Below are 12,860 nucleotides of genomic sequence, written 5' to 3'. Positions count from 1 at the left end.
CGCCATTGATGGCGGGAAGGAAAGGAGCGCAGTTGACAGGCAGCTTCTTCCACGGGTTAGGATCGCCTGCATGATCCTTGTCTACCGCTACCGGGTGAAGTCGCTCAACGGACTGCTCAACAAGCAGAGCCGCGCGGTGAACTACGTCTGGAACTTCTGCAATGACACGCAGAAGCATGCGCTCAAGTGGAGCAAGAAGTGGCCAACCGGCTTTGACCTGAATGTTTTGACGACCGGCAGCAGCAAGGAACTCGGCATCCATTCCGGCACGGTCAACGCGACGTGCGAGCAATACGCGAAGTCGCGCAGTCAGCACCGTCGCCCGTACCTGCGTTATCGCGGCAGGAAGTCGCTCGGCTGGGTGCCGCTGAAGGGCCGAGACCTGAAGCGCGAAGGCGATGCGTTCCGCTTCGCCGGCAACACGTTTCGCGTGTTCAACAGCCGATCGCTTCCCGAAGGCAAGATCAAGGACGGGACCAACTTTGCGCAGGATGCACGCGGCAACTGGTTTCTCAACATCGTGATCGAGATGCCCGATGTGCAGGCTCGCCCGATCCGTTCCGGCGTCGGCATCGATCTCGGTCTGAAAGACTTCGCCACACTTTCGACCGGCGAGAAGCTGCCCAATGACCAGTTCGGTCGACGAGCGGCGGAAAAGCTGGCGAAAGCGCAACGGGCGCGAAAGCACAAGCGGCATATCGCGAAGTTGCACGCCAAGGTGGCAAATGCCCGTGCCGATTTTCAACACAAGCTCGCGCTCGATCTGGTGCGGCGCTTCGATTACATCGCGGTCGGCAACGTGTCGGCCGCGACGCTCGCCAGAACCAGGATGGCGAAGAGCGTCTACGACGCATCCTGGTCGTCCTTCCGAAACAAGCTCCGCTACAAAGCGATCGCGCACGGGGCCACGTTCGAGGAAGTCGACGAAAGCGGTTCGACCCAGTCCTGTTCGTCGTGCGGATCGAAAGACAGCACGACGCGGCCGAAAGGTATCGCGGGACTGAGAATAAGAGAGTGGACCTGCAGTGACTGTGGTGTCGAGCATGATCGAGATACCAACGCTGCGTTGAACATTCTCCGATGCGGACGTGCATCGCCAGGTGTGGGAATCTTCCGCCTTTAGGCGGAAGAGGACGTCAACGTACGGGCAGGTTTCGACGCACCGCGTTATGCTTGCGCCAGCTTGACAGGCGGGAGCCGCTCCACGATGAACACGACGTTCGCCACCGGCAGTGCCGTGCCGGCGCCGGCCGCAGGGCCGGCCTCCGACATTCCGACGTTTCGGTCGATCGCCGCCATCGCGGCCGTGCTGCTCGGCGCGATCATCGCGACGCTGACGTCGCGCATCACGTCGCTCGGGCTCGCCGACGTGCGCGGCGCGCTCGGCGTCGGCTTCGACGAAGGCGCGTGGATCAACACCGCGTTTACCGCATCGCAGATGTTCGTCGGGCCGCTCGCGATCGCGGCGGCCTTCATGTTCGGCACGCGCCGCGTGCTGGTCGCGGGCGCCGTCGTGTTTCTCTGCGCCGAAAGCATGCTGCCGCTCTGCACGCAATTCGGCGCGTTCATCGTGTTCCAGGCCGTCGCGGGGCTCGCGTCGGGCGTGTTCGTGCCGCTGACGGTCGGCTTCGTGGTGCGCACGCTGCCGCCCCGGCTGATTCCGTTCGGCATCGCCGCGTACGCGATGAATCTCGAGATGTCGCTGAACCTGTCGGCCACGCTCGAAGGCTGGTACAGCGAACACCTGAGCTGGCGCTGGCTGTTCTGGCAGAACGCGGCGCTGACCGTGCCGTTCATCGCGTGCCTGATGCTGTCGCTCGCCGACGAGCCGATCAAGCGCTTCGCGTCCGGCATCGATGCGCGCGGGATGCTGCTCGGCGCGGGCGGGTTCGCGTGTCTGTGCATCGCGCTCGACCAGGGGGAACGGTTGTTCTGGTTGCAGTCGCCGCTGATCGTCGCGCTGCTGGCCGTCGGCATCCTGATGGTGGCCGCGTTCCTGATCCACGAACTCGCCTCGTCGCGCGCAGGGCTCGATCTCGGCTACCTGGCGCGGCCCAACATCGCACTGCTTATCGTGCTCGTCGGCCTCGTGCGCTTCACCGTGCTCAATACGAGCTTCATCCCGTCGCTGTTCCTCGCCAGCACATACGGGCTGCGGCCGCTGCAGATCGGCGATACGCTGCGCTGGATCGCGATGCCGCAGCTGCTGTTCGCGCCATGCGTCGCGCTGCTGCTGCAGCGTGTCGATCCGCGCCGGCTGATCGTCGCCGGCTTCGCGATGGTGGCGATCGCGTTCGCCCTGGGGGCGCGTCTCACGCCCGTATGGGCCGAACCCGACTTCATTCCGTCGCAACTGCTGCAGGCGCTCGGGCAGACCATGGCGCTCACGTCGGTCATCTTCTTCTTCGGCAAGCACGTGACCGCCGAGCATGCGCTGACGTTCGGCGCGGTCGTGCAGACGACGCGCCTGCTGAGCGGGCAGCTCGGCACGACGTCGATCGCGGTGATTCAGCGGATCAGGGAGGCTACGCATTCGAATCTCGTCGGTCTGCATGTGTCGCTGTCGGATCCCGAAACGCTCGAGCGGCTGCGGGTCGGCGCGGCGTCGCTCGTGTCGCACGGCGCCACCTTCGCGACCGGCAACCAGGCGGCCTATGCGCTCGTCGATCGCGCGGTGCGCGTGCAGGCCACCACGCTCGCGCTGGCCGACAACTTCCGCGTGGCGATGGCATGCGCGCTCGCCGGCGCGCTGCTCGGCATCCTGCTGCGCCCGGTGCGGGCGCCGTGAGCGCCGCATCGCGCGGCTGAAATTTCCTGAAAAGTCCTGAACGGCGCGTCTGCCGCGGCGGCATGCGCGCCGCCGCGGCAGACGGCGCGCTTACGCTTGCAGGAACGCGAGCAACTCGGCGTTGATGCGATCGGCGTTCACGACGCACATCCCGTGCGCGCCGCCCTCGATCACCTTCAGCACCGCGTGCTTCACGATCTTCGACGACAGCCGCGCCGAATCGTCGATCGGCACGATCTGGTCGTCGTCGCCGTGCAGCACGAGCGTCGGCACGTCGATCTTCTTCAGGTCTTCCGTGTAGTCGACTTCGGAAAACTCCTTCACGCACAGGTACTGGCCGTGGATCCCGCCCATCATCCCCTGCGACCAGAATGCGTCGATCGTGCCCTGCGACACCTTCGCGTTCGGGCGGTTGAAGCCGAAGAACGGCACGGCGAGATCCTTGTAGAACTGCGAACGGTTCTCCGCGACGTTCTTGCGGATGCCGTCGAACACGTCCATCGGCAGGCCGCCGGGATTGGTCGCCGACTTCACCATCTGCGGCGGCACCGCGCCGATCAGCACGGCCTTCGACACGCGCTTCGTGCCGTGGCGGCCGATGTAGCGCACGACTTCGCCGCCGCCGGTGGAATGGCCGACGAGGGTGGCGTCGCGCACGTCGAGCGCGTCGAGCAGGGCGGCGAGATCGTCCGCGTACGTGTTCATGTCGTTGCCGTGCGACGGCTGGCTCGACCGGCCGTGGCCGCGGCGGTCGTGCGCGATCACGCGATAGCCGTGCTGCACGAGGAACAGCATCTGCGCATCCCAGGCGTCCGCGCACAGCGGCCAGCCGTGCGAGAACACGACGGGCCGGCCGCTGCCCCAGTCCTTGAAGTAGATCTGCGTGCCGTCCTGGGTGGTGATCGTGTTCATCGTGTGCGCTCCTGGGTGGGCTGAAGAAGTGCTGCGGGAAGGCGTGCCGGCCGCGGCCGCCATCGCGGGCAGCGCGGCTGCCGCGACGGCCGTCGCGCCGGCGAGCAGCATGTCGCGGCGGCGGGCCGACGCAACGGCATCGGTCTGTTCGGGATGCATCTGGACTCCTGAGGTATGCGGCGGCGAGGCCGCACGGGATGGTGGATCGGTGGCGGCCGGCCGCGGCCATCCCGCCCGGCAGCCGTCCGGCGTGCGCCGCCGCGCGTCGATGGGGGCGCGCGGACGAACGAAGGCCGTCGGCAGCGTATCCCGGCGCGATGCGCGCCGTACTGAAATCCGGCTGAATTTTCTTGAAAGCCGCGGCGCCGCGAGCGGATTTGCCGCGCTACAGAAAAATTAAGCGCGCGACCGGGACTCTTCAGCGAACGGCGACTATCGTCAGCATCGGGTCACCGGCACACGTTGCGCGCCACGCAAACGAGGCCGACCGGCCCGCGCCGCCCGTCACCTGCCTGGATATGCCGCCATGGACGCCTTCAATCGTTGGGAGCACATGATCACGTCGCTCAGGCCGTCGCCCGCCGCGAGCCTTCGGATGATGCCGATGCCGCGCGAGCGGACGGCGGACGGCTCGCGTCGCCCGCATCGGGACGACGCGCCGATACCGTCGAGCGGCGACGTGCGCCGCCGCTGCGCGATCATCGCCGTCGAGCGGCAGACCGATTCGTCGATGCTGGTGTCGTGGAGCGACCCGACGCGCTGCCGCTACGACGAACAACGCTGGATCAGCGCGAAGGCGCGCGGGCGCGGGCTCGGCCGCTGCGCGCTCACCGGGCAGCCGATCCGGGCCGGCGACGCGATCTACAAACCGCAGTGGCGCGGCGAGCGACGCCCCGCGAACTGCCGCGAAATGATTCTCGTGGCGGCGCTCGAGCAATTCGTCGCCCGGCAGTCCCGGGCATGATGCGCGGCGCCGCACGCTTCGGGCGCGTTTGCGTTTGCGTCTGCGGACGCGGCGTCCCTACTCGAAAGGAACCCTCATGAGCACGTTCACCACCCGCGACGGCGTGTCGATCCACTACAAGGACTGGGGCACGGGACGCCCGGTCGTGTTCATTCACGGCTGGCCGCTGAATGCCGACATGTGGGACGTGCAGATGCATCATCTCGCGTCGCACGGCCTGCGCTGCATCGCGTACGACCGGCGCGGCTTCGGGCGGTCCGATCAACCGTGGAGCGGATACGACTACGACACGCTGGCCGACGATCTCGCGACGCTGCTCGAGACGCTCGACCTGCATGACGTGACGCTCGTCGGCTTTTCGATGGGCGGCGGCGAGGTGGCGCGCTACATCGGCCGGCACGGCACGCACCGCATCGCGAAGGCGGTGCTGATCGGTTCGGTGACGCCGCTCGTCGCGCGCCGCGACGATCATCCGGAAGGCGTGGACGTCGCGGTATTCGACGGCATTCGCGCCGGCATCGTGGCCGATCGCGCGGCGTTTTTCGACGGCTTCTGGCCGCTGTTTACCGGATCGAACCGCGACGGCTCGACGGTGTCGCGCGCAGCGCTCGACTGGACGTCGTTCATGGCGCTGCAGGGCGGCCTGACGGGCACGCTCGATTGCGTCCGCGCGTTTTCCGAGACCGATTTCCGCGCCGACCTGCAACGATTCGACGTGCCGACGCGCGTGATTCATGGCGACGACGACCAGACGGCGCCGCTCGCGCTGACGGGCGCCGCCACGGCGCAACGCATCCCGCATGCGACGCTGAGCGTCTACGAAGGCGGCCCGCACGCGCTCTACCTGACGCACGCGGCCAGGCTGAACGACGAGTTGCTGGCGTTCGCGCAGGCCTGAGCCTGCGACGCAGGCCGGAAACGCACGCAAATAAGCCGACGAATATTCGACCGACCCAATTGAAGGGCCTGAAAATAAACCGGCCGGTCGAATCAAAACGAAAATGCGTCGCATGCGCCGATCGAAAAACCTTTCGTCTGATATATCGGAATCGCATTCATGGACGCATGCACGATTTGCACGTGAAACGTGCGTGGCCCTGCCGCATTTCGGTGCGTGCGCGCAAAGCGGCGCGGCGCCTCGCGGCGGCGTTTTTTTCGTCATTTCAAAAAATTCGTGCCGTTCATTCTGATAATTTGAATCATTCGACCATGCAAATACCGTAGCATTGATGCCGAACCGGCACCCTATTTCAGTCGGGGCGCCGTTAAATGTCACCTCAAGAAATTCTCATGATCCGGATTGGCACACTTCACGTTTTTCTCGACAGACGTGAAATTCGTTCGAACGGCAAGCTGCTGCGCATCGGCAGCCGCGCATTCGAAATTCTCGAGCTGTTGATTCGGGCGAACGGTGCGCTGGTATCGAAAGACGACATCATGCAGCGCGTATGGCCGCACACCGTGGTCGAGGAAAACAACCTGCAGGTGCACATCGCTTCGCTGCGCAAGGCGCTGGCCGGCGACCGGAACCTGATCGTGACGGTGCCGGGTCGCGGCTATCGGCTGGTCGTCAGGCAGGACGACGGCGACGCGCCCGTGCGTCCCGCGATGTGGCGGCCGTCCGCTGCGCCGAGTGCGTTGTTGGGCCGCGAACAGACGATCGCCGACGTGCTGGCCGCGCTGCGAGCGGCGCGCGTCGTGACGCTGGTCGGCGCGGGCGGCATCGGCAAGACACGGATCGCGATCGAAGCGGCGGCGCGCGCCGACGCGCACTTTCCGGAAGGCACCGTATTCGTTTCGCTCGCCACCGTCGCGTGTCCGCGCTTCGTGCCGGACGCGCTCGCCGGCGCGTTCGGCATCACGCAGTCGATCGGGTCGCTGACGCTCGAAGCGGTGCTCGCCAGCGTCGCGCGTCGCCGGATGCTGCTCGTGCTCGACAATTGCGAGCATCTGCTCGACGCCGCCGCGCAGATCGCGAGCGCGCTCACCGATGCGGATGACGGGCTGTGCGTGCTCGCGACGAGCCGGGAATCGCTGCGCATCCACGGCGAGCGCGTGTGCCCGGTGCCGCCGCTCGACGTCCCCGACGAAGGTGCCGGCGATCACGAGGCGATGAATGCGAGCGCGGTGCAGTTGTTCGCGGCGCGCGCCCGTGCGGCCGATCCGCGTTTTCCGCTCGATGCGCGCAGCCTGTCGTTGATGGCGTCGGTCTGCCGTCGCCTCGACGGCCTGCCGCTCGCGATCGAGCTGGCCGCGGCCCGTGCCGCCGTGCTGGGCATCGACGTGCTTGCCGCCCATCTCGACGATCACTTTCGGCTGCTGACCGGCGGCTTTCGCACCGCGTTGCCGCGCCATCAGACGCTGCAGGCGATGTACGACTGGAGCTACCGGTTGCTCGGGGACGCCGAGCGCCTGCTGCTGCGCTGGCTCGGCGTGTTCCGCGACGGCTTCTCGATCGAGGCCGTGCGCGCGGTCGTCGGCGCCAACGGGCCGGCCGGCGCCGACCTGCTCGACACGATCGCAGGCCTCGTGTCGAAGTCGCTGCTGATCCTCGAGACCGCGCACGGCGCGCCGCGCTATCGGCTGCTGACCACCACGCGGGCCTACGCGCAACAGCAGCTCGACAGTCACGGCGAGGGAGCGGCTGCGGCGCGCGCGCATGCGACCTACTTCCTCGCGTTGTTCCGGCGCGCGACCCACGGTGGCGACGAGCCAGGCAGCGAGGCGAGCAGCACGACCCGGCTCGATGCGGTCCGGCGCGAACTCGGCAATCTGCGTGCCGCGCTCGACTGGGCATTTTCGGCGCATGGCGACGCGGCGCTCGGCATCGCGCTCGCGGCCGTCGCGGTGCCTTGCCTGTTCGATCTGTCGCTCGTCGACGAATGTCGCGAGCGGGCGCGTGTCGCGCTCGATACGATGCGCGACGCGGATGCGACCCCGGTGTCCGACGATGCGCGCGTGCGATTGCTGGCCGCGTATGCGGCTGCGCTCGCGCATACGGCAGGGTCGACCGAGGTCGTGCATGACGCGTGGTCGGAAGCGCACGCGCTCGGACTCGATGCGGCCGAGGCCGAACTGCCGTCGCGCGAGTCGTGACGCCGGGTTCGTGCGCGTCAGTCATGTTTCAGAACGATTCAGCCTGGTTACAGGACAGCGGCAGGCGGCACGCGTAGATTGCCTGAACGGAGGGCGCCGGTACCCCGTCGGCACGCGTGCGCGCCGACCCCGTGCGTTCGCCGACATCGCGCGACCCCACTGAACGCCGGCGCGGCGAAACGCCCGGCGTGCGCGTCGCCGTGCATCCCGCTCAACCGACGAACCGCCGCATGAAACCTGACCAACCCGACCTTTCCCGTCACGCGATCGACCTCGGCCTGCTGTTTCTGCGTGTCGCCGCTAGCGTGCTGCTGATCGTGGTTCACGGCTTGCCGAAGATCGTGCATTACACGACCGAAGCCGCGGCCATCGAGGATCCGTTCCATCTCGGCCGCACGCTGTCGATCCTGTTCGCGATCTTCGCGGAGGTCGTGTGCCCGATCTTCATGATCGTCGGTCTGTACCCGCGGCTGGCGGCGCTGCCGGTGATGATCGTCACGCTCGTCGCGCTGGTGTTCGTCCACCCGGACTGGCCGCTGCGCGATGCGCAGTTCGCGTGGATGCTGCTGATCCTGTTCGGCACGATCGCGATCGCGGGCGCCGGCCGCTATGTGTTGCCGCTGCCGCTGCCGGGCGTCATGCGTCGGCCCAGCTAGCCGCTGCCGGCGCGACGGCGGCCCGCCCGCAATGTGCCCGACGATGCCGTCCCCGCAGCGACATACGTGCTGCGGCCCCCATCCTTTCGCGCGCCGCGCTTGCGTTCCGCTATGTTGAATTTCTCCGATACGGTGCTCTACGGCGCGCCGATCTCGCCGCGTGGCGGCTGTTCGGGCGCGATCGCCCCGTGGCGCGCGCCATCCGGCGCTGTGCGGCGTTCGCCGCGCTGAGCGCCGTGCTGTTCGCGACCGGCGTCAGCCCGCTCGCCGTTCCCGCGTCGAGCGGCGGGCTCGACCGGATCGTGGTCCAGGCCATCTGCATTGCCTGGTGGCTCCAGTGCGCGATCGTGTTCAGTCTGCTGATCAATCATCTGCTGCTGCCGCGTGCGTGGCGCAACCAGCGGCTCTTTCACGACATCGCCGAAGGCATCGTGTTCGGCGCTGCCGCGGTGGCCGCGCTGGGCTACGTGCTCGGCCTGCCGTTGAGCGGCCTGGTCGCGACCTCCGGCGCCGTCGCGGTGATCCTCGGTCTCGCGCTCCAGAACACGCTGAACGACGTGTTCTCGGGGCTCGTGCTGAATACCACGCAACCGTTCCGGCTCGACGATACGGTCTCGATCGGTGAACTCGAAGGGCGGATCGTCGAGAGCAACTGGCGTGCGACGAAGCTGATCGACAGCCTCGGCAACCTGGTCGTCGTGCCGAACAGCACCGCGGCGCGTGCGACGATCGTGAATCTCAGCGAACCCGCCGGCCTGCACGGCGTGACGCTTGCGCTCGACCTCGATCCCGCGGTGCGGCCGGCCGTCGCCGTCGGCGCGCTGGAGCGGGCTGCGGCGAGTTCGCTCGACGTGCTCGCGCGCCCCGCGCCGATCGCCGTCGTGAAGGCCTTCCGCGCGAACGCGATCCAGTACGAACTCGTCTGCTACGTCGACGCACTGCAGAAGAAAACGACCGTGCGCAATGCGCTCTACGATCTCGCGCATCGGCATCTGGCCGCGGCGGGCGTCGCGTGGCGGCCGCTCGTGGGCCCTGCGCCGGCGTCCGCATCGACATCGCAAGGGCAGTCGGTTTCGCGTCGGCTCCTGCTGTTGCGCGCGGTCGAATTGTTCGCGCGCGTCGACGACGACGATCTGGCCGTGCTGGCCGATGCGCTGGTATCGCGTTCATTCGGCAAGGGCGACGTGATCTATGCGTCGAATTCGGAGTCGCGCGTGCTGACGATCGTCGAATCGGGCATTGCTGCCGTGTTCGTGCCGGGCGCGTCCGGCGATGTCGAAGTCCGGCGGATGGCGCCGGGCGATGCGATCGGGCAGTCGGTCGTGCTCGCCGGCACGCGGCTTCACGCGACCGTTCACGCGGTGACCGCGATGACCGTGCATCAGCTTCGCAGCGAGGATCTGTCGGCGTTGATCGGCAGGAAGCCGGCGCTCGGCAGGCTGATGTGCGAGTCGGTCACCGAACATCTCGCGACCGAGGAAAGGATGATGATTCCGCCGGTCGAGAAGGCGCACGCGTCGTTCAGCCTGATCGGGTGGCTCGAGAAGGAAATGAAGCGGCTGCACGATTCGCTCGGTTGACGCACGACGCGGATCGCGAGGGGCCGCCGGCGGGGAGGGGATGGGCGTGCGCTTTATTTCACGGCGCGCGGCGCCGTGCCGGGGCGCGGCATGATGTGCGCGATGCCGGGCCGTCAGCCATCGACGGGCGGCCCCGGCGTGCGTACGGGCCGGCGGTCCGTGAACGGGCGCGTCAATCCGGCGTCGTGAAACGCTCGACGAGATCGGGCTGGTCGAGTTGCTCGACCCACCAGTGCAGCGCGCGGCCCGCTTCGTCGCCGCGCCACGCGAGATAGCAGTGCGTGGTATCGCGCATGCCCGTCACCTGGCGCGCGACGAGCTTGCCGTCGGCGATCGCGCGCGCCGCGATGCATTCCGGCAGGGTGCCGACCGCGAGCCCTTCGCATTGCGCTTCCAGTTTTGCTGCCAGCGTAGGTACCGCAAGGTACGGCTGCCCCGCATCGATCGCGACCGACTGCGGCTGCAATTCGCGCGACGTATCGCTGATCACCGCGCCGCGATACTGGACGACCGACGCCATCGCCAGCGGTTCGGGCAGCGATGCGAGCGGATGGGACGGCGCGACCGCAAACACGTGTTTCAGCGAGCCGATCGGCCGCGCGATGATGCCCGGCAATTCCGGCGGTTCGCCCGCCGCGCCGACGACGAGATCCGCCCGACGCGAAATCAGTGCATCCCACGCGCCGCCGAGCACTTCGGTCGACAGCCGCAGCCGCGTGTCCATCCCGAGTGCGTAGAACCGGTGGACGTACGGCCACAGCGCGTCGAACGGCAAAATTTCATCGATACAGACGCGGACTTCCGTTTCCCAGCCCTGTTGCGCACGCAGCGCCTTCAGTTCGAGTTGTTCGGCCGCGCGCAGCAGGCGCCGGCCTTCCTCGACGACGATGCGTCCCGCATGCGTGAGTTTCGCGCGCCGTCCGCTGCGGTCGAACAGCGCCACGCCGAGATCGCTTTCGAGTTTCTGCACCAGGTAGGTCAGCGCGGACGGAACGCGATGCAGCAGTTCCGCTGCTTCGGCAAAGGTTCCGGTGCGGTCGATCGCGTCCAGGGCTTCGAGCGCTTCGAATGACAGCTTCATCGCGAGTTCCGGTTGAGGTGGCTGGCGCATCATACCAGTGCGAGGTGCGGCGCGAGCAGCGTGCGTCGCCGCGATTTGCTAGAGTGGTGAGCATCGTCATTTACCGTCCCGCATCGCCCCATGAGCGCCCCTCTGCCGGACACCGCATCCTCCGATTTCATCCCGGCCGACGTCAGGCAGACCGTCGTCACGCAAGCGTTGCCGAACGGGCAAATCGGTATCGTCCGACTCCAGAGCTTGCGCAGGAACTCGGGGCTGACCGCACCCTATGAACTCGAGAATACGGATCTCATCGTATTGCAGTTGCGTCCGTTCGGCGAACAGGATCTGTGGCTCGATGGCCGCCCCGCACCGTTCGTCCCGTATGGCGCGGGAACCGTGTCGATCTACGATCTCGACCGTCGCTGGGTGGCCGACCTCCAGGGTGCGTTCGATTGCCTGCATTTCCATCTGCCGCGCCACACGCTCGAGGAAACGGTCGACGACCTCGGCGGCCGGCAGCGGCCGCAGCTTTATCTGCCGCCGCATCTGAGCACCCACGACTCGATCATCCATTCGCTCGGACACGCGCTGCTGCCCGCGCTGGCCCGGCCGGACGAAGCGTCGCAGCTCTTCATCGATCACGTGGGGCTGGCGTTTCAGGCACACGTCGCTCACCGTTACGGCGGCATCAGCGAACGGCGGGAAAGGTCGGACGGCAAGCTCACGCCGTCGCAGGCGCGCCGCGCGAAGGAGCTGTTGCTCCAGCACCTCGACGGCAACATCGGGCTGGCCGACGTGGCGAGCGCGTGCGGGCTGTCTCGCAGCTATTTCATCAAGGCGTTCCATCGAACGACCGGGCTGCCGCCGCATCGCTGGCTCATCGTGCAGCGCGTCGAACGCGCGAAGGAATGGATGCGCAACCCGAACGTGCCGATGAGCATGATCGCCCTGGCATGCGGCTTCGCCGATCAGAGCCATTTCTCGCGAACGTTTACGCGGTTGACCGGTGTCACGCCTCGCCGGTGGCGCGCGGACCACACGTGATCGTCGCGAGGCGGAGGCGGGGCGCGCCGGTCCGTCGCGACGTGCACGGCGCCTACGCGTAGAAATCGATCAGCGTGTCGAGATTGCGTTGCGCGCACGGCTCGAGCGGCGCGAATTCCGCCGAGCGAAACAGTGGAACCTGCTCGCGCAGATGTTCGAGCGCCTGCTTGCGGCCGATGCGGAAGCTTGCCGACGGCGCATCGGGATCCTGCGCCCATTCGCGCGCGATCGCACGGTCGTACTCGCGAAGCCGGTCGGGCGCGGCCGCGAGGATCGCGAGATCGGCGTCGAGAAAAAGCTGCCCTGCGCGCTGCAATGCCGGATCGGCGGCGAACGTTTCAGGCAGCCGGTGCGACTGCGTCGCGAGGACGAGCTCGGATGCAACGGACACATGCGATGCGTGCGCGTGCAACCATGACGCGGTACAGTGCGTGTTCGTAACCTGCGCGAGCCATCGTGCGCTGCGCGCTTCGTTGTCCGCGTAATCCGGCAGCGTTGTCGCGTAGACGACATCGTGGGCCCATACCGCAAGCTCGATGGCCGGCCACAGCGGTTGCGCGCGATACGGCGCGAGGTGCGCGAACAGTTCCGCCAGATGCGCGAGCGTGTGATAGAAGCGCTGCGGCTCGCCATAGGCGTGCGCGACGAGCGGCCACACGGCCGCCGTGCCGAAGCAGGCGTCGCAGGCGGCGCGCAGCGTGCGCTCGATATCGGGGGTGACGGCGTTCATGGCGGCGATCGGCTCGGGCGGACGATG

At 67.4% G+C, this 12,860-nt stretch carries 12 protein-coding genes; 9 read left to right on the top strand and 3 right to left on the bottom strand.

Translation table 11 applies throughout. The features are described 5' to 3' along the window. Positions 1-70: 70 nt before the first annotated feature. A complete protein-coding gene (locus tag HWX03_RS28970; RefSeq protein WP_175873627.1) occupies positions 71-1,123 on the top strand; it encodes an RNA-guided endonuclease TnpB family protein in 1,053 nt (350 codons plus the stop codon). A gap of 84 nt (positions 1,124-1,207) precedes the next feature. Next, complete coding sequence (locus HWX03_RS28965; RefSeq protein WP_175873626.1) at positions 1,208-2,788, top strand: MFS transporter; 1,581 nt, start codon at positions 1,208-1,210, stop codon at positions 2,786-2,788. 90 nt (positions 2,789-2,878) lie between these two features. On the opposite strand, the gene HWX03_RS28960 is transcribed toward HWX03_RS28965, so the two are convergent. Further along, complete coding sequence (locus HWX03_RS28960) at positions 2,879-3,700, bottom strand: alpha/beta hydrolase (protein WP_244132813.1); 822 nt, start codon at positions 3,698-3,700, stop codon at positions 2,879-2,881. On the opposite strand from HWX03_RS28960, the gene HWX03_RS37085 reads away from it, so the two are divergent. From HWX03_RS37085 to HWX03_RS28935, 6 genes are all read left to right on the top strand, one after another. Further along, positions 3,672-4,100 (top strand): hypothetical protein, encoded by a 429-nt coding sequence (locus HWX03_RS37085; protein ID WP_244132812.1) that lies wholly within the window; start codon positions 3,672-3,674, stop codon positions 4,098-4,100. The two genes, HWX03_RS28960 and HWX03_RS37085, sit on opposite strands and share 29 nt — an antisense overlap. A 126-nt stretch (positions 4,101-4,226) precedes the next feature. Beyond that, positions 4,227-4,664 (top strand): DUF3331 domain-containing protein, encoded by a 438-nt coding sequence (locus tag HWX03_RS28955; RefSeq protein ID WP_174434078.1) that lies wholly within the window; start codon positions 4,227-4,229, stop codon positions 4,662-4,664. A gap of 76 nt (positions 4,665-4,740) precedes the next feature. Then, positions 4,741-5,562 (top strand): alpha/beta hydrolase, encoded by an 822-nt coding sequence (locus tag HWX03_RS28950; protein WP_175873624.1) that lies wholly within the window; start codon positions 4,741-4,743, stop codon positions 5,560-5,562. 392 nt (positions 5,563-5,954) lie between these two features. Continuing rightward, the gene (locus tag HWX03_RS28945; RefSeq protein ID WP_175873623.1) at positions 5,955-7,760 is read left to right on the top strand and encodes a winged helix-turn-helix domain-containing protein; all 1,806 of its coding nucleotides are present in this window, start codon (positions 5,955-5,957) and stop codon (positions 7,758-7,760) included. 230 nt (positions 7,761-7,990) lie between these two features. Beyond that, positions 7,991-8,416, top strand: coding sequence for a DoxX family protein (locus HWX03_RS28940; protein WP_175873622.1), 426 nt, complete (start codon positions 7,991-7,993; stop codon positions 8,414-8,416). A gap of 188 nt (positions 8,417-8,604) precedes the next feature. After that, complete coding sequence (locus HWX03_RS28935; protein WP_244132811.1) at positions 8,605-9,996, top strand: mechanosensitive ion channel family protein; 1,392 nt, start codon at positions 8,605-8,607, stop codon at positions 9,994-9,996. A gap of 172 nt (positions 9,997-10,168) precedes the next feature. Here the strand turns inward: HWX03_RS28935 and HWX03_RS28930 are convergent, their stop codons facing one another. Further along, the gene (locus HWX03_RS28930) at positions 10,169-11,077 is read right to left on the bottom strand and encodes a LysR family transcriptional regulator (RefSeq protein WP_175824315.1); all 909 of its coding nucleotides are present in this window, start codon (positions 11,075-11,077) and stop codon (positions 10,169-10,171) included. A gap of 120 nt (positions 11,078-11,197) precedes the next feature. On the opposite strand from HWX03_RS28930, the gene HWX03_RS28925 reads away from it, so the two are divergent. Continuing rightward, positions 11,198-12,103 (top strand): AraC family transcriptional regulator, encoded by a 906-nt coding sequence (locus HWX03_RS28925; RefSeq protein ID WP_175873621.1) that lies wholly within the window; start codon positions 11,198-11,200, stop codon positions 12,101-12,103. Between the two features lie 52 nt (positions 12,104-12,155). On the opposite strand, the gene HWX03_RS28920 is transcribed toward HWX03_RS28925, so the two are convergent. Beyond that, positions 12,156-12,833, bottom strand: coding sequence for a hypothetical protein (locus HWX03_RS28920; protein WP_175873620.1), 678 nt, complete (start codon positions 12,831-12,833; stop codon positions 12,156-12,158). Positions 12,834-12,860 lie beyond the last annotated feature (27 nt).

The sequence above is a fragment of the Burkholderia sp. BCC0397 genome (assembly GCF_902832865.1).
Classification (GTDB): domain Bacteria; phylum Pseudomonadota; class Gammaproteobacteria; order Burkholderiales; family Burkholderiaceae; genus Burkholderia.
The sequence above is the reverse complement of the archived record's forward strand: the minus strand, read 5'-3'. Positions and strand labels throughout refer to the sequence as shown.